The sequence below is a fragment of the Sagittula sp. genome (genome assembly GCF_052825245.1).
Genome location: NZ_JBRBWD010000036.1, coordinates 91239 through 109469, shown reverse-complemented (window position 1 = coordinate 109469; position 18231 = coordinate 91239). Strand labels below are relative to the sequence as shown.

At 67.0% G+C, this 18231-nt stretch carries 9 protein-coding genes and 1 tRNA gene; 7 read left to right on the top strand and 3 right to left on the bottom strand.

Annotated features, from left to right (window positions below; all coding sequences use genetic code 11):
• Positions 1–53: 53 nt before the first annotated feature.
• Positions 54–1559, top strand: a complete 1506-nt coding sequence (locus ACU0DV_RS16175; RefSeq protein ID WP_446242159.1) for a bromoperoxidase — start codon at positions 54–56, stop codon at positions 1557–1559.
• On the opposite strand, the gene ACU0DV_RS16170 is transcribed toward ACU0DV_RS16175, so the two are convergent.
• Positions 1556–2257, bottom strand: coding sequence for a DUF1194 domain-containing protein (locus ACU0DV_RS16170; RefSeq protein WP_446242158.1), 702 nt, complete (start codon positions 2255–2257; stop codon positions 1556–1558). The genes ACU0DV_RS16175 and ACU0DV_RS16170 overlap by 4 nt on opposite strands.
• 128 nt (positions 2258–2385) lie before the next feature.
• On the opposite strand from ACU0DV_RS16170, the gene ACU0DV_RS16165 reads away from it, so the two are divergent.
• On the top strand, positions 2386–2784 hold the full coding sequence (locus ACU0DV_RS16165) for a c-type cytochrome (RefSeq protein WP_446242157.1): 399 nt from the start codon (positions 2386–2388) through the stop codon (positions 2782–2784).
• A gap of 1 nt (position 2785) precedes the next feature.
• Here ACU0DV_RS16165 and ACU0DV_RS16160 read toward each other — a convergent pair whose 3' ends face one another.
• A complete protein-coding gene (locus ACU0DV_RS16160; protein WP_370311378.1) occupies positions 2786–3469 on the bottom strand; it encodes a hypothetical protein in 684 nt (227 codons plus the stop codon).
• A 344-nt stretch (positions 3470–3813) separates the two neighbouring features.
• Between ACU0DV_RS16160 and ACU0DV_RS16155 the strand changes: the two genes are divergently transcribed.
• A complete protein-coding gene (locus ACU0DV_RS16155) occupies positions 3814–13377 on the top strand; it encodes an Ig-like domain-containing protein (RefSeq protein ID WP_446242156.1) in 9564 nt (3187 codons plus the stop codon).
• 398 nt (positions 13378–13775) lie between these two features.
• Here the strand turns inward: ACU0DV_RS16155 and ACU0DV_RS16150 are convergent.
• Positions 13776–13851: transfer RNA gene (locus ACU0DV_RS16150), tRNA-Lys, on the bottom strand.
• A 466-nt stretch (positions 13852–14317) separates the two neighbouring features.
• Here ACU0DV_RS16150 and dapF point away from each other — a divergent pair.
• The 4 genes from dapF to ACU0DV_RS16130 all read left to right on the top strand — a co-directional run bounded on the left by dapF (position 14318) and on the right by ACU0DV_RS16130 (position 18110).
• Positions 14318–15157 carry a diaminopimelate epimerase gene (dapF, locus tag ACU0DV_RS16145; RefSeq protein WP_446242155.1) on the top strand — a complete coding sequence of 280 codons (840 nt, stop codon included), beginning with the start codon at positions 14318–14320 and terminating at the stop codon, positions 15155–15157.
• Positions 15154–16419, top strand: coding sequence for a tRNA (N(6)-L-threonylcarbamoyladenosine(37)-C(2))-methylthiotransferase MtaB (gene mtaB / locus ACU0DV_RS16140; RefSeq protein WP_100928194.1), 1266 nt, complete (start codon positions 15154–15156; stop codon positions 16417–16419). Before dapF ends, mtaB begins: the two co-directional genes overlap by 4 nt.
• Positions 16420–16531: 112 nt before the next feature.
• Positions 16532–17155 carry an FMN-binding negative transcriptional regulator gene (locus ACU0DV_RS16135; protein ID WP_446242154.1) on the top strand — a complete coding sequence of 208 codons (624 nt, stop codon included), beginning with the start codon at positions 16532–16534 and terminating at the stop codon, positions 17153–17155.
• A 232-nt stretch (positions 17156–17387) separates the two neighbouring features.
• The gene (locus ACU0DV_RS16130) at positions 17388–18110 is read left to right on the top strand and encodes a CDP-alcohol phosphatidyltransferase family protein (RefSeq protein ID WP_198521839.1); all 723 of its coding nucleotides are present in this window, start codon (positions 17388–17390) and stop codon (positions 18108–18110) included.
• Positions 18111–18231 lie beyond the last annotated feature (121 nt).

Here is an 18231-nt window from a genome sequence, read left to right as displayed (position 1 = left end):
TCAACGCATCGTCAACAGCGCCTATAGAGCGCCGGGACCATCCGGGGGAAGATATGACACGTACCCAGACGCCAGACCAGACAAGGGCCCGAAAGCGCGCCCCGACGCTGGCCACCACGACACTGAAGGTGATCGACGGCGGAGGTGCCCGGATCGGCCCCCGTCACCAAGCCATCGTGCCGGAGGCGCCGCGCCTCTGCGTCTCGGAACTGGCCGCCGACATGGCCGAGATCTTTGCCCTCTCGCTCTTGCGGAAGCGCGGGCTGGCGGACCTGGATGATCCCCATTGCGCGGTCTGGATCGACGGCGCCACGCATTTCACGCTGCACGAACTGCTCTGCGATCTGCGCAGCCTCGCATGGTTCGACCAGACCCGCAGCCTGCCGGAAATCGCAGGCGACGCCGAGGCCGAGCAGCGGCGCGCCCTGCGCTGGAACGCCGACGGGCAGCTTACCCTCAGGACGCTGTTCAACTGCGGTGTCGCGCTGCGCGGCACGCAGACCCGCGTGTCGCGCTTCTGGAGCGGGGACCACGCCGGGACCGTAACCGACCCGGTGCGCCGCCCGCCTGCGCCCGATGCGCCGATGTCGGTGTGGCTCGACTGGTGCGGACGGCACAGCGGCGCAACGCTTCAAACGCCGCCTGAACGCGAAGGCGCCATTGATCCCGGCACGCTCGAGGACATGTCCGGCGGCCTGCACGAGACGCCCGCGGGCCGCCCCTTCTACAACGCCGCGCTCAAGGCGCTGGCCCATCGCGCCGCGCTCGACGGCGGGCTGGCGCTGTCGGAACCGATGTGGCGCGGTCCCCGCCTGCTGGCGCTCATGGCCGAGGCCGAGACCCGCGCCCGCCGTGCCGCGCTGGACCTCCTGATGTCCCGCAGCCGCCTGGCCCGGCCTGCCGTGACTGCCGCACGAATGACCGTCTGGCTGGCGCGCGAGGAGCGAGGGAATGAACCGACGAACGCGCTCTACCGTGCCGCCGCCGACGAACTGGCGGAATGCGCGCCGAACCTTCTTTACTGGGTCAGCCGCGACAACGGCACGCTGCGCGGCTGCCAGAGGTTCGACACCTCGCTTTTCCTGCCGCTGGCGGAACCGGAGCGGCAGGCGGTGCCGCCCTCCGACTGCGCCAGCCATGTCGTCGTGGCCGGTGCCATGGCGACCCTGTTGAAGGCGGTGTTCGACACGTCGCGGCGCGCGCAGATCCAGATGGTCGGCACCACGGGACCGGCGCAGGCGCTGGGGGAAGAGGCGGACCGCATGGCCTCCAACATCGCGCTGGCCCGCATCGTGTCGGGCGGCTGGCATCCTGCCGAGAACATCCAGCAGTTGCGGCTGGGTCAGGCCATCGCGTTGCAGGTGCTGCGCGAGACGCTGGAGACCGACAACCGCAGCGCCACGCTCGACCTTACCGATTTCGACGACCGCCCGCTGCGGATCGAGGCCCACCCCCGGCACTTCGGGCGGGGCTTTGCGCAGTTGCGGGCCAATGGCGCAGCGGTGCCCTGGCCGCAGGAGGCCGCGCCGCCCGCCGCGCACCTGACCGCCGTCGTCTAGCGCGCGGCCAGCTCGCGTGGCGCGGGCACGGTGCCCGAGATCTCGAGGATCAGCTTGCGCTTCACGGCCTCGGCAAAGCTGTCGCGGCTCTCTGCCGTCACCACGAAGGCACCGGGGCCGCCTATGATCCGCTCTTCATAAAGCGCCTCAAGCCCGCCCTGCGCGCGCCCGGGATCATCCGACCGCAGGATCGGCAGGGCGTTGATCGTCACGCCCGCCGCCAGCACGGTATCGCGGGCCTCCTCGATGGAGGGCCCCGACCAGTTGTTCGCGCTGTCGCCCGAGAAGTCGATCACTTGCCGCCAGCCTTCATGTGCGTTGGTGTCCATCAGCCGCAGCGCATCCAGCAGCGCAGCCCCGATGGCGTTGCGGCCGTAGGCCTGGCGCGGCTTGCCGGTCAACTCGTCCGCAAAGGCCTGCGCCGTCTCCGGCCCGTCGATCAGCATCCAGTCGGCCACGACGGCGGTATTCGCCGCCCATTCCACATAGGTGACCGCGATGCTGCCGTAGGCGGTGCCGCCGATGGCCGCCAGCACTTCCGGGTCGGTGATGGCTTGCGCGTAGCCCTGCCGCTGGAAGGCGATCTCGCGCGAGTCGATGCTGCCGGAGGCGTCCGCCAACAACACCAGTTCGAGGTCGGTATCCTGCGCCTGCGCCACGCTGGCGCTGAGCAGAAAGGCCAAAACACGTGCCAGCATCCGAAGTCCCCCACATATGATCCGGAAAAGGCTAGCACGGCGGCCGCACAGCTCCAGCCTTGATGCGTGTCAAGGCACGCAGAGGTGATCCGCGCCATCGTAGCCAGAGGGAGACCAAGGAGACCGCCATGACCCGCCTCGCCATTCTGCTCTGCAGCCTCGCGCTGCCCGCTTTCGCACAGGATGCGGAGGTCGGGCGCGACCTCTTCACCCGACACTGCGCCACCTGCCACGGCCTCGAAGGACAGGGCGACGGGCCGATGGCGGGCGTTATGATGATCAAGCCGGTCAACCTGACCGAACTCGCCGCGCAGAACGGCGGGACCTTTCCGATGGAGAGGGTGGTCAAGCGGATCGACGGGCGCGATCCGCTGGTCAGCCACGGCTCTCCCATGCCGGTCTACGGAGACTTTTTCGAAGGGGTCTTCGACGTACCGATCAAGACCCCGGCCGGACAGCCCGTTCTGACTTCGCGCCCGGTCGTGGACCTCGTGGCCTTCATCACGCAAATCCAGCGGCAGGAATGAGTCAGCGGCAGATGCCCTCGGTCTCCACGTCCTTCCACGGCACCCGCACGCGCGGTGTCGTGATGACGCGGTCCAGCCGGTCGATGGGCATCTCGGCGGCGATCAGGCTGCGCAGGCGGGCGGTGCGCGGCGCCTCCGGGTCCAGCAGACGGCAACAGACGTATTCCTCCACGATGCTGCCCTGCTGTTCGTAGCCGTAGTCGAGAAAGCGCGTCGTGTTGTCCGGATCGAAGAGGTAGGGGTCCTTGGATGCGACGTGCTCGTTCAGGGCCTTCAGCGGCGTGTAGCCGGTGCGCTTCCGGTTCTGCCACTGCCAGACATGGGTCGCCTCGTGAGCGAACAGCATGGCGTCCAGCAGGTCGACCTCCTCTGGCCAGCCCTCCAGAAAATCGGGGCGGTAGATGTCGTCGCGGATCATCACCTTGTTGAAAAGCACCGTGGCCGCGGGCGCGACGGTGACCTCGGTGGTTTCCGAAAGCGGCGGCCAGATGCGTTCCTGGCACGTCGTGCGCGGCCGGACCGGGATCCGGTAGGTCATCGCACCGGCGAAATGACCATCGACCAGCCGGATCTTCGAAGTGTCGAGGTCCGGGCCGTGGATGGCAGCCAGGTACTCGGCCTCCGACGGGGTCAGGGGCCGGCCACAGGCCGCGAGGAGAAGAAGGAACAGCAGGGCAAGGCGCATGGCCGGAGGATGGCGCGACGACGGGCGGATTGGCAAGCGGTGTCGGAACGGCCACGCAAAAAAGAGCCAACCGTCTGGCGGCCGCGAATCCCATTCGATCCATCGACCGTTTCCAATTGGCCTCGCAACGGAAAACAGGGCAATTCACACGGTTCAGATGTGGGGCCGAATTGCCCGCAATCTGTGATTGTCAATCCGTGACGCAATCATCGCATAAAGCCCAATTACCGCATTCATAGACAAGTTCAAAACTTGCGCGAATTGACCGAAATCGGGCAGAACTTTGTGCAATTTATGTCTCAGTGCCCCGTTTTTCCGTGGGCCGTTTTGAGGAAATTTTTCTCTTGCCCACGATTTCCCAGTCGCAGATCGACGAGCTTCGCACCAGCGCGTCGACCGCCCTCTCCGCCCTGAACACAGCCTATGCCACGCAGGCCCTGGCCGAAACGCTCCCCCTGATCGGGACCAGCCTCGGCGGGTCCGTGAACGACGCGACGCAGGTGGTCGGCGACGTCCGCACCGCCCTTCTGAACGCCCTGTCGGCGTTGTCGGGGGCGGCCTCTTACACCGCTGCGGAACTGGAAATCGAGGTCGCCAACGCCCTGTCTTCGCTCGGCCTGTCCGGCGTCGTGGTCAGCGCCAGCGTCGGCACCAACAGCGTCACGCTGACACTGGGCGCCAGCGGCGAGGAAACCGCGCACCTCGGCCTTGCGGGCGACCTCGCCCTGCCCGGCCTGGGCCTGTCGCTTTCGGGCACCGCAGAGGTCGCCGCAGCCGCCGCGCTGAACCTGACGCTCGGGGTGGATGCGGCGGGCTTCTTCATCGAAACCGCCGGCTCGGGAGTGGACCTGTCGCTGGGGACGACCTCGGTCGATTTCGCGGCGACCGCCAATATCGGCGTCCTGAATTACATCGTCGCCGATGCCGGGTCCGATCTCGACCTCGACTTTGCCATCGACCTGATCGACCCGAATGGCGACGGCATGCTGCGCCTGTCGGAGCTGTCGCAGGATTTCCTGAACGTCCTGCTGACCGGCGACGCCGATATCTCCCTTTCGCTCGCCGCCGATTTCGGCACCGGCGCCCTGCCCTCCGTCTCTACCGTACTGGATGTGGACTGGCAGTTCGTCAACGCCACCGTGACGCCGGGCGATCAGAACATCAGCTTCGGCAACCTGCCGACCGTCGTCCTGAGGGACGTGACGCTGGACCTTGGGACCTTCCTCGAAAACGTCATGCTGCCGATCTTCGACGCGATCGAGCCGCTGATCGAGCCCGTGGGCAAGGCGCTTGAGGTCATCACCGCCGACATCCCTTTCCTGAAGTACTTTCCCGACTGGCACGAGACGCTGGACCTGACCGGCGACGGCACGGTCAACCTCCTGGATCTCGTCAAGCTGGCGGCGCCGAACTTCGACCTGCGTCCGCTCGAGGACTTCATCGAGCTGGCGGAAGACGTGGTCAAATGGGCGGAGTACCTGTCCTCCGTCAACCTCGGCGAGGCGGGGCTCAACTTTGGCGATTACGCGCTGGAGACCGGGCAGGACGTGCGCGCGCTTGCGTTCAAGCTGGCGGATTCGGACCTCGACCTGCAGGGGCTGGCGGACAACCTGTCGGACGTGGTCGCCAACGTGTCCGGCAGCGACTGGGGCGCCGCCGGGGCGGATGGCACGACGCCGAAGGACATGCTGCAGGAGATGATCGAGGGCACCAGCTTTGCCCTGCCGATCCTGCAGGATCCGGGCCAGGCGCTGTCCCTGCTGCTGGGCGGCGACGCCGACCTCGTGGAGATCTACTTCCCCACGGTCGACTTCGAGGTGGGCGGCGACAGCCTGGTCAACCTGCCGATCTTCCCGGGCATCACGGTCAACATCGGCGGGTCCATCGGCGCCGCCTTCGACCTCGCCTTCGGCTACAGCACACGCGGACTGGCCGCCCCCGGCGCATCCGTTCTGGATGCACTCAACGGGCTCTACATCATCGACGGCGCCGGGCCGGAGGCCTCCGTCTCTGCCACCATCGACCTCGGCGCCTCGCTCGACGCCTATATCGCCAGCATCTACGGCGGCGGCAACATCACCGGAACGATCAACCTCGACATCGCGGATGGCATCCAGAGCGAACGGGGAAGGCTGTACTACGACGAGTTCCTGACAGCGATCACCTCCAACCCGTTCAGCGCCTTCGACGCCTCCGGGTCGATCACCGCCGGGCTGTCGCTGGCCGCGAAGGTGCTGGGCGGCGACCTTTTCCGGCTGGAGACACCGCAGTTCACCCTGGCGGACTTCAACTTTTCCGGGCGCGCGGCGCTGGCGACCTCCACTTCCACTCTGGGGCTGGGCGCACTGTCGGGTGGCACGCTGACCCTGAACACCGGCGCGCTCGCGGGCAACCGGCTGGTCGGCGACGCCGCGGATGGCGCAGAGGTGGTCTATGTCAGCTCTGCCGGCGGCAGCGACGTCACCGTCTCGATCAACGGCTATGCAGAGACCTACGGCGGCGTCACGCTGCTGCTGGCGGCCGGAGGGGCGGAGAGCGACCAGCTTGTGCTGGCCGAGACGCTGACCGTCGCCGCGCAGCTTTCGGGCGATGCCGGCCAAGACATGCTCGCGGGTGGCGCCGGGGACGACACGCTGGAAGGCGGCGACGGCAACGATACGCTCTTCGGACGCGACGGCGACGACAACCTCTCCGGCGGGATCGGCGACGACCTGTTCTATGGCGGCGACGGCGCCGACACCATCGTCGGCGGCGACGGGGAGGACATGGTGACCTATGTCCTGTCCTCCGCCGGGGTGAACGTGAACCTCGGCACGGGGAACGGCACCGGCGGCAGCGCCGAGGGCGACAGCCTGTCCCAGATCGAGGTGCTTCAGGGCTCCAACCACCGCGACACGCTGACCGGCAGCGCCGGGAACGAAATGCTGATCGGCCTGCTGGGCGACGATTCCGTCGCGGGCGCCGGGGGCGACGACGTGCTTCTGGGATCGGAGGGTGCCGACACGCTGGACGGCGGCACCGGCGCAGACACCATGGTCGGCGCGATGGGCGATGACGTGTACTTCGTCGACGATACCGGCGACGTGGTGGACGAGAACCGCTACGGCGAGATCGGCAACGGGACGGTCAGTGCCGCGGCGGGCGGCGTGGACGAAGTGCGCGCGGCGATCAGCTGGTCCATCGCCACCGGCAGCCAATACCAGATCGAGAACCTGACCCTGATCGGCAGCGCCATCTCCGGCACGGGCAACGACAACGCCAACGTGCTGACCGCGAACCAGTCGGCATTGCCCGGCGGATCGCTCTACGGCGGGGCAGGCGACGACACGCTGAACGGCTCGGCCGCGGGCGAGTGGCTGGACGGCCAGTCCGGTGCCGACAGCATGATCGGTCTCGGCGGCGACGATACCTACGTGGTCGACAATCTGGTCGACGAGATCGTCGAGACCGCCGGGAACGGCGCCGATGCGGTGATCTCCAAGCTCTCGACCTTCGCGCTCGACGCGTGGCACGACATCGAGACGCTCTATGTCGACGCCTCGGTGACCGACGGCGACCTGACCGGCAACGCGCTGGACCAGACGCTGGTTGGCGCGCATGGCGACGACACGCTCGAAGGCAAGGGCGGGGCGGATGCCTACTTCGGCGGCGCCGGACGCGACCGGGCCAGCTATCGCAGCGCGGCCTCGGCGGTGCTGATCGACCTGACAGAGGCCACCCAGTCCGGCGGCGATGCCGAGGGCGACACCTATGTCAGCATCGAAGAGATCGAAGGTTCCGCCCACGGCGACACGCTGATCGGCGACGGCACCGACAACGAACTCTACGGGCTAGGCGGCGGTGACACGCTGCTGGGCGCGGCGGGCGGCGACACGCTCTGGGGCGGCACCGGCAACGACAGCCTCGACGGCGGGGCGGACGCGGACACGCTGGTCGGCGGCGATGGCGACGACACCTACGTGGTGGACCACGCCGCAGAGCAGGTGACCGAGATCGGCACCGGCACCGACCTTGTCGAGGCCTGGGTGGACTGGTCGCTCGACACCTCGAGCCAGCAGAACATCGAGGACCTGACCCTCTTCGGCACAGCCCGCACCGCGACCGGCAACGCGCTCGACAACACCCTTACCGGCACGGCGGGCAACGACCGGCTGAACGGCCTCGCCGGAGAGGACACGATGATCGGCGGCGGCGGAGACGACACCTACGTCGTCGACAACGCACTGGATTCGATCGCGGACAGCGACGGCCACGACCTGATCGAACTGCTCTCTGCCGGGACGGGAAGCTTCGACATGTCGGTGCAGGCCGTGGCCGTCGAGGACCTGACCGTCACCGACAACGCCCGCGCCATGGCGATCACCGGCAACGCGCTGGACAACCGGATCACCGGCAACACCTACGGCGACACCATCAGCGGCGGAGACGGCAACGACACGATCATCGCGGGTGCGGGCGGACGCGCCGTGATGAACGGCGACGACGGCGACGACGATTTGCGGCTGTCGCTCGCCTCGCTGGGGTCGAACTACATCCACGGTGACCTCGGCACCGCCGACATCATGCGGATGGACTGGTCCGACGCGACCGGAACCATCACCTACACGAGCAACTCCGGCGGCACCTATTATCGCACGCACGTCGACAACTTCGGTTACACCTACGTCTACTTCGACGGCATCGAGGCCTTCGACCTGCGGGGCGGCGCCGGAAAGGACACCTTGGTCGGCGGCGACCTCGACGACACGCTGCACGGCAACGGCGGCAACGACCGTCTGTACGGCTATCGCGGCGCGCTGGACGTGTCCGGCGGGGCGGGGCATGACCTCGTCTACGCGAACGTGCGCACGGCAGACGACGTGGACCTCGGGCTCGACTTCACGCTGCGGCTTGCCGATACGCAAGACGGGACGGTCACGGTCAATGCCGGCACCGCGGTCGAAACCCGCTGGGAGGGGATCGAGCAGATCCGCCTGACCACCGGGTCGGGCAACGACCTCTTGGACACGCGCGGCGTCGCCTCCAGCAGCAACCACTTCAACACCTCGAACGCCTTCGATTCCGGCGATGGCGACGACACCTTCGCCACCGACCTGCTGGCGCTCGGGGCCACCGTGTTCACCGCGGGCGCGGGCTATGACAGGTTGATCCTCGACTGGAGCACGGCGAAATACCTAGTGAACCTGACGTCGAACTCGGGCGGCACCTTCTACCGGACCTACGCCGACAACTTCGGCTACGTCTACCAGCACTACTCCGACATCGAAGAGATCGACATCGAGACCGGCGCAGGCAGCGATGAACTCTATGCCGTGGGCGGCCGCGACCGCTTCATCACGCAGGGCGGCAACGACCGCATCCACGGCGCGGACAAGGGCGACACCATCGTTGCGGGCGAAGGTCACGACTGGGCCCACCTCGACCTGCGTTTCGACCCGGCGACAGAGACCGACCCGGCGGAGGACATCTCTCTCGTCCTCGCGGACATCGCCTCTGCGGAGGCGGTGTTCTTTGCCGGCACCGGCGACGAAACCCACGTCCAGGGCCTTGAGCAGTTCACACTCTACACCGGCGCGGGCAACGATACCGTCGACACGCGGGGTGTGGGATCGAATTACAACCTATTCAACAAGAGCAACTACTTCGACGCAGCCGATGGTGACGACCTGTTCGCCACCGACCTCAGCGCGCTCGGTTTCTCGCGGTTCGTGGCCGGTGAGGGCTACGACAAGCTGATCCTCGACTGGAGCGCGACGCTCCACGCCACCACGCTGTTGTCCAATTCGACCGACACCTTTTACCGGACCTACGTCGACAACTACGGGTACACCTACCTCTACTATTCGGACATCGAAGAGATCGACATCAAGACCGGCGCAGGCAGCGACATTCTCTATGCCATCGGCGGCCGGGATCGCTTCATCACGCAGGGCGGCAACGACCGCATCCACGGCACCGACAAGGGCGACACCATCATCGCGGGCGAAGGCCACGACTGGGTGTCGCTCGACCTGCGCTTCGATCCCGCGACCGAGACCGATCCGGCAGAGGACATCACAGTCAACCTGCTCGACCTGCAGTCGAACACCGCGACCTATTACGCGGGCACCGAGGACGAGACGCAGCTGCAGGGGATCGAGCAGATCCATCTCTACACCGGCGCGGGCAACGACACCTTCGACGCGCGGGGCGTGGCGTCCTCCAAGGATTACTTCGCCTACAACAACCACTTCGACGCAGGCGCGGGTGACGACGCCTATCTGACCGATCACCTGTCGCGCGGCACGGCGAACTTCGTGGCCGGTGCAGGCTACGACAGGCTGACGATCGACTGGTCGGCCACCGCCAACGCCGTCGAATTCCAGAACAACTCCAGCAGCACATGGTATCGCGGTTACGTGAACGGCTGGGGTTACATCTACCAGTATTTCTCGGACATCGAAGAGATCGATATCACCTCCGGTTCGGGTGGCGACAATCTGCTCGCCATCGGCGGCCGGGACCGTTTCGTCACCAACGGCGGCAACGACCGTATCCACAGCGCGGATAAAGGCGACACGATCATCGCGGGCGAGGGTCACGACTGGGTGTCGCTCGACCTGCGCTTCGATCCCGCGAGCGAGACCGATCCGGCCGAGGACATCACCGTCAACCTGCTGGATTTGCAGTCGAACACGGCGACCTACTACGCGGGCACCCAGGACGAGACGCAATTGCAGGGGATCGAACAGATCCACCTCTACACCGGTGCGGGCAACGACACCTTCGACGCGCGGGGCGTCTTTTCGACCTACGACCTGTTCGGCTCCAACAACCACTTCGATGCAGGCGCGGGTGACGACGCCTATCTGACCGATCACCTGTCGCGCGGCACGGCGAACTTCGTGGCCGGAGCGGGTTATGACAAGCTGACCATCGACTGGTCGGCCACCGCCAACGCCGTCGAATTCCAGAGCAACTCCAGCAGCACGTGGTATCGCGGCTACCTGAACGGCTGGGGTTACATCTACCAGTACTTCTCGGACCTTGAGGAACTGGACATCACCTCCGGTTCCGGCAACGACAGCCTGCGCGCCATCGGCGGGCGGGACCGTTTCGTCACCAACGGCGGCAACGACCGGATCTACGGCGCGGACAAGGGCGACACCATCGTCGCGGGCGAAGGCCATGACTGGCTGCAGCTCGACATGCGGTTCGACCCCGCGACCGAAATCGACCCGGCAGAGGACATTTCCCTGATCCTCGCCGACGCGCAGAGCGCCGAAGCGGTGTTCTACGCCGGAACGGAGAACGAGACGCGCGTCTCCGGCATCGAACAGATCCACCTCGCGACGGGTGCGGGCAACGACACGCTCGACACGCGGGGCGTTGCCTCGCACGTCAACTGGTTCAACTTGTCGAACTGGTTCAGCAGCGGCGCGGGCGACGACCATTTCGCCACCGATCTGCTCGCCATCGGATCGGGCTACTTCGATGGCGGCACGGGCACCGACCTGTTGACCCTGGACTGGAGCACGGCCACCAACGGCATCACCTACCATCCGCAGTCCGACGGGTCGGTCTATTACCGGGTTTATGTCGACGCCTACGGGTACGTCTACCAGACCTTCGCCAACGTCGAGCAGTTCGACCTAGAAGGCGGATCGGGCCACGACAACCTGCGTGGCGGCGCGCTGGACGACACGCTCACCGGCAATGACGGGCGCGACACGATCGGCGCCGGGGCCGGAGACGACAGCGTATCCGGCGGGGCCGGCAACGACCACATCACCCTTGGCGCAGGCAACGACACGGCCGAGGGCGGCGCAGGCGACGACACCATCCTCGGGTCGACAGGAACAGACGACAACGTGGCCGTGTACCGGACACCGCTGTCCGGCCTCTTCGTCACCGACCTGGGGGGCGGCGTGTACCAGGTCAGCTCGGCCAGCGAGGGCACGGACCGGCTGGAGAACATCCGGACGCTGCGCCTGACGGACGGGGTGACGACTTCGGATCATGCCATTGCGGACCTCGTGAACACCGCCCCTGCCCTGCCCGCCGACACGGCGGTGACCCTCACACAGGGACAGGCCGGGCCGGTCTACACCGCCAGCGCCACCGACGCGCAGGGCCACGCCGTCACCTTCTCGCTTTCGGGCCCAGACGCGGCGCTCTTCACCATCGACCCGGCGACTGGCGAGATCGCCTATGCCGGCAACGTGGCCGAGCTCCTGCCCAATAGCGCGGCGGGAACTTCCGACTACGCGCTGATCGTGACGGCCTCCGACGGCGTCGCAAGTTCGACGCAGACCCTGACGGTCACGGCGGTGAACACCTATCTGCCCACCGCGCAGGACGACAGCGTCACCACCGCGCAGGACAACGCCGTCACCATCGACGTGCTGGACAACGACGCGGACGGCAACGGCGGCGTACCGGCCATCTCCTCCGTCGCGCAGGGCAGCCACGGCACCGTCACCGCGCAGGACGGCCGGATCGTCTACACGCCCACCGCCGGCTACCATGGAGCGGACAGCTTCACCTACGAGATCGCCAACGCGCTCGGCCACCGCACCTCGGCCAGCGTCGATGTCTACGTGAACCGGGTGACGACGCTTTTGGATGGCGAGGCAGAGGACAACCTACGCCCCTGGACAAGCAAGGCGACGACCTTCAACGCGCAGGGGCGGAAATCCCAGGTCCAGGTGACCTTCGACAACGGCCGCGTCGCCGAGACCACCTACGAGAACGGGCGCCGGGCCGCCTATTCCGTGGTGGACAGCGACGATGTCTTTGCCTGGGCGCGGCAGGACCGCACCTACGACGCAAACGGTGCGCCGCTGGAATACGCGATAACCTACGACGACGGGCGCATCCGCACCGGCACCCTGATCGAGCCGGGCCGCTGGGAAACCGTCATGCGCGGCCCCGACGACAGCATCCGCTGGAGCAACGAGACCACCACCACCTTCGACGGCGAAGGCCAGCCCGCCACGCGGCAGACGGTGTTCGACGATGGCCGCACCGCCACCACCACCTATGTCGACGGCACGCGCGCCACCTACACGATCAGCGACGGAGGCGACAGCTTCGGCTGGGCGCAGAAGACCCGCAGCTTCGACGCGGACGGCACGCCGGTCGGTTTCTCGACCACCTACGACGACGGCAGCGTCCGGACCCGCACCTATCTTGGTGACGGGCAGTGGGAAACCGTGCTGCGGGGCCCCGACGATGCGATCCTGAAGGGCAACGTGACCACCACGACCTTCGACGACGACGGCGCGCGGACAGAGCGGGAGACCGTCTTCGACGACGGCCGCATCGCCACGACCACCTTCACCGGCGGCAAGCGCGCGAGCCATTCCATCGTCGACCACGACGACGCCTTCGGCTGGGCCCGCAAGGACCAGACCTTCGACACCAGCGGCGCCCCGGCGGAATACGTGACGACCTACGACAATGGCCGCGTGCGGACCGTGACCTTCCTCGAGGACGGCAGCTGGGAAACGGTATTGACCCGGGCCGACGGCAAGGTCCTGTCAAGCAGCGTGACCACGGACACCTTCGACGCGAACGGCGTGCGTCTGTCCCGGGAAACCGTGTTCGACGATGGCCGCATCGCGACGACCACCTACACCGACGGCATCCGCACCGCCCACAGCGTGACCGACGCCGAGGACGCCTTCGTCTGGGCCCGTCAGGACCGCACCTTCGACACCGCCGGCACCCCGGAAGAGTTCGTGACGACCTACGACGACGGGCGCATCTACACGGAGACCTTCGTCGATGGCCTCCGGACCGAGGGCACGACGGTCGACTCCGACGACGTTTACGACTGGATGCAACGCGTGTTCGAGTACGATGCGAACGGCCAGTTGGCGACCACCACGACAACCTACGACGACGGGCTCATATCCGTGACATGAGGTGGGACGCCGCTTCGTGCGGCGTCTGCCTTTCCTGCCCCGGTCCCACAAACTGCTGTCGCAGCTTTCTAAGGTTGCGCAGCATGCGGCACGTCCCGATCTTTCGGATGCGGCACGTCACGATCTTTCGGATGCGGCACGTCACGATCTTTCGCTGGCCGGGAGTCGTCCCAAACGAAAACTCCCCTTATGCAATCGGCACCAAAAGTACACGATTCGCATACGTTGGCGCTCAACGCACCGCCGCCCGGCAAGACCCGTTTGCTCCAAAGCCCGCCGGACGCCACACGCTCGCCTGGACGCAGCCCTTAAGGCACCAGAACCACGGTCGGTCATGTAAGGAAGGTAACTGAACCCGTTCAGATCGACGATCATGTGTCGTCATTCCGGGAAGTCAGTGGTGAGCCGTGCAGGATTCGAACCTGCGACCCACTGATTAAAAGTCAGTTGCTCTACCAACTGAGCTAACGGCCCACTGTGTGGAGCGCTGTCTAGTCACAACTGCGAATCCCGTCAACCCCGATATCCGGCTTTTTCTCTGCCCAAGGTCAGTATCGTCGAATGGCTTGTGTATAAACGAAAAAGCACAGGTCCGGAACGTCTATAGCGCCGCTGTCACAGGGAATCAGCCGCTGGCGACATGACCGTCCGGTCGTGCTGCCGCTCGTCTTCGTCGGGGTGCTCCACCGGCCGCTCTCTCCCGCGTCGACCAGACCGATGAATCGCGGACACAGACCCAGCCACAATCGCCATGGGCACCCGGGCTTCGCAGGCATCCCGAACGTGTCGGCTGCCCTCCTCTGCCCGACCGCGGCCCGGCCCACCAACGGCCAGGAACCACCAAGCTTCCGCCGATACCACCGAACGGCGTTTCCTCGTCGCGACGGAGTGACCGCCGGCCTTCCCGCCCCCTCTGGCGCGCGTCGGTCTTCGGGCGTATATGCGCGCCATGGATAACGCGCGCGACACAGGCTTGCCCTTCATGAAGATGCACGGGCTCGGCAACGATTTCGTTGTCATCGACGCACGTGCGCGCGCCGTTCAGGTGACACCCGAACTGGCCACGCGGCTGGCGGACCGGCACATGGGCGTGGGTTTCGACCAGCTCGCCCTGATCGAGCCGGGCGGCAACGCGGACGCGCACCTCGTGTTCCTGAACTCCGACGGCTCGACCTCGGCGGCCTGCGGCAACGCCACCCGCTGCATCGCCCGGCACCTGATGACCGAGACCGGCAAGGACCGCCTTGTCCTGACCACCGTCCACGGCGCGCTGCATGCGGTGGATGCCGGAAACGGGCTGACCTCGGTGAACATGGGCGTGCCGGTCCTCGACTGGCAGCGCATTCCGCTGGCGGAGGAGGTGGACACCCTGCACCTGCCCATCGACGGCGATCCGGTGGCGACATCCATGGGCAACCCGCACTGCACCTTCTTCGTGGCGGATGCAGAAGCCGTGGACCTCACGACCTTCGGCCCGGCGATCGAGCATCACCCCCTTTATCCGCAACGCACCAACGTGCAGGTGGCGAGCCTTGTCGGCCCCGACCACCTGCGGATGCGGGTCTGGGAGCGCGGCGCGGGGCTGACGCTGGCTTCCGGTTCCTCGTCCTGCGCCACCGCCGTCGCTGCCGCCCGCCGGGGGCTGACCGGGCGCGCCGTGCGCATCGACCTCGACGGCGGCACGCTGCAGGTTGACTGGCGCGAGGACGGCGTCTGGATGACCGGCCCCACCTCGCATGTCTTCACCGGCACGCTGACCGCCGAATGGCTGGGCCAATGACCGACGCGCCCCGATTCACCACGCTGGGCTGCCGCCTCAACGCCTACGAGACGGAAGCGATGAAGCGCCTCGCCGCCGACGCCGGGCTGACCGACGCGGTGATCGTCAACACCTGCGCCGTCACCTCCGAGGCCGTGGCCAAGGCCCGCAAGGAGATCCGCCGCCTGCGCCGCGACAACCCCGACGCACCGCTGATCGTCACCGGTTGCGCCGCGCAGATCGACCCCGACAGCTTTGCCGCGATGGACGAGGTCACCCACGTCATCGGCAACACCGAGAAAATGGCGCCCGAGACGTGGCGCCGCCTGACCCCCGATTTCATCGGCGACACGCCCCGTGTGCTGGTCAACGACATCATGTCGGTCGAGGAAACCGCCGGCCACCTGATCGACGGCTTCGGCACCCGCTCGCGCGCCTACGTGCAGGTGCAGAACGGCTGCGACCATCGCTGCACCTTCTGCATCATCCCTTACGGCCGCGGCAACTCGCGCTCCGTTCCGGCAGGGGTGGTGGTCGACCAGGTGAAGCGGCTGCGCGACGAGGGCTACAACGAGGTCGTGCTGACCGGCGTCGACCTGACGTCCTGGGGCGCGGACCTGCCCGGGCAGCCACGGCTCGGCGACCTTGTGCTGCGGCTGATGAAGCTGACCGACATTCCGCGCCTGCGGATCTCCTCCATCGACTCGATCGAGGCGGACGACGCGCTGATGCAGGCCATCGCGACCGAGCCGCGCCTGATGCCACACCTGCATCTGTCCCTGCAGCACGGCCACGACCTGATCCTGAAGCGGATGAAGCGGCGCCACCTGCGCGACGACGCCATCCGCTTCTGCGAGGAGGCGCGCGCCCTGCGCCCCGACATGACCTTCGGGGCCGACATCATCGCGGGCTTCCCGACCGAGACGGACGAACACTTCGACGCCTCGCTGCGGCTGGTGGAGGACTGCGGCCTGACGTGGCTGCACGTCTTCCCCTACTCGGCACGGCCCGGCACACCGGCCGCCAAGATCCCCAACCGGGTGGACGGCACCACGATCAAGGACCGCGCCGCCCGCCTGCGCGCCGCCGGCGACGCCGCCGTGATCCGCCATCTCGCAGCGCAGGAGGGGCGCACGGCGCAGGTGTTGATGGAAGCGCCCGACATGGGCCGCACGGAACAGTTCACCGAGGTAACCTTCGCCACGCCGCAACCCACCGGCCAGATTGTCGCCGCGCGCATCACCGGCAGCGAAGGCACCCGGCTGACCGCCACGCCGCTCTGAGCCCTCGGCACCACGCCGCGCCTCTGGCCCGACGCCCGGCACGATCCACGCTTTACCCGGCGCACGCCACATGCGACGAACGCCGCGGCCCCAGACCGGATCCCAAGACCCCATGCACACCAATCCCGCCTTCCGTCAGACCGAAGAGACCGTCGCCCTCGACTTCGCGCGCAGCCGGGCCTTCGGCACGCTCTGCCTCTCGACCAGCGCGGCGCCGCACCTCGCGCATGTACCCTTCCTGCTGGCCGGGGACGGCCGGACGGTCGACCTGCACCTGACGCGCTCCAACCCCATCGCCCGCGCCTGCCGCGAACCGCGCGAAGTGACCCTGGCCGTCACCGGGCCGGATGGCTACGTCTCGCCGGACTGGTACGGCCTCGACGACCAGGTGCCGACCTGGAACTACGTGGCCGTGCACCTTTCAGGCACCCTGCAGCCGCTGCCGCCCGAGGACCTGCCCGACATGCTTGCCCGCCAGACCGCCGCCTTCGAGGAGTTCATCCCCGGCAAGATGCCGTGGACCATGGACAAGATGTCGGAGGAAACGACCGCCCGCTTCCTGCGCATGATCCTGCCTTTCCGGCTGCAGGTCGCGCAGGTCGACAGCACGTTCAAGCTGAACCAGAACAAGCCCGAAGACGCCCGCCGCAGCGCCGCCCGTCACGTGGAAGAAGGCTTCGGCTCCGATCTGGCGCATCTGGCCAACCTCATGCGCATCCCGCCGTCCGGCACCTGAGCCGGGTTTCGCCTCGCGTTCCGCGAGACGACCCGCGCGCCTTCGGCGCGAAGTCAGGTATTTGGACCAAGATGAAGGCAGAAGCGCCGACCCTGCCTTTCATCTTGGTTCAAATACCTCGGGGGAGCGGCCTCTTCAGAGGCCGCGGGGGCGGAGCCCCCATCCAACAGTCGGCTGCGGCACGTCCTTCTGATCGTTTGCTTTCCCACCCGATTTCCTTCATGACGGGTCGATGACCCCGAGCCTGAAGTCCACCGTGACCGTCGAAGCCCGCGCCCTCTGTGTCCACCTGCTGACCGCCACCGGCGCCGTCTTCGCCATGCTCGCCCTGCTGGCGGCCGTGCAGGAGAACTGGCCGGTGATGTTCCTCTGGCTGGTGATCGCCTTTGCGGTCGACGGCGTGGACGGACCTCTGGCCCGGAAATACGACGTCAAGACCAACGCGCCGCGCTTCGACGGGGTGCTGCTGGACCTGATCATCGACTATCTGACCTACGTGTTCATCCCGGCCTTCGCGCTTTTCCAGAGCGGGCTTCTGCCCGGCTGGACCGGCTGGTTCGCGATCATCGTCATCACCTTCGCCAGCGCGATGTACTTCGCCGACAGCCGGATGAAGACGACCGACAATTCATTCCATGGTTTCCCGGGCTGCTGGAACATGCTGATCCTCGTGCTCTTCGCGATCAAGCCGGGGTTCTGGGTGATCCTCATGCTGATCACCGTTCTGGCGGTCGCGATGTTCCTGCCGCTGAAGTTCATCCACCCCGTCCGGACCGAGCGCTGGCGCGCGCTGTCCCTGCCGGTGGCGCTGGCCTGGACGTTCTTCGCGGGGTGGGCTGCATGGGTCGAGTTCCACCCGGAAAGCTGGGCCCACTGGGGTCTGGTCGTGACCTCGGTCTACCTGATCGCCGTGGGCATCGTTCAGCAGATCGTGCCGGCGCGGAACAAATCGTAGGGCGGGGCTTCGCGCCGCCTTGCCGGGTAGGGTTCAGTGCAGCGACAGGTGCCAGATCTCCCGCGGCAACCTGGGCCAGCGACATTTGCCTCCCGCACGAAGAGCCCCGTTCGAACGTCGG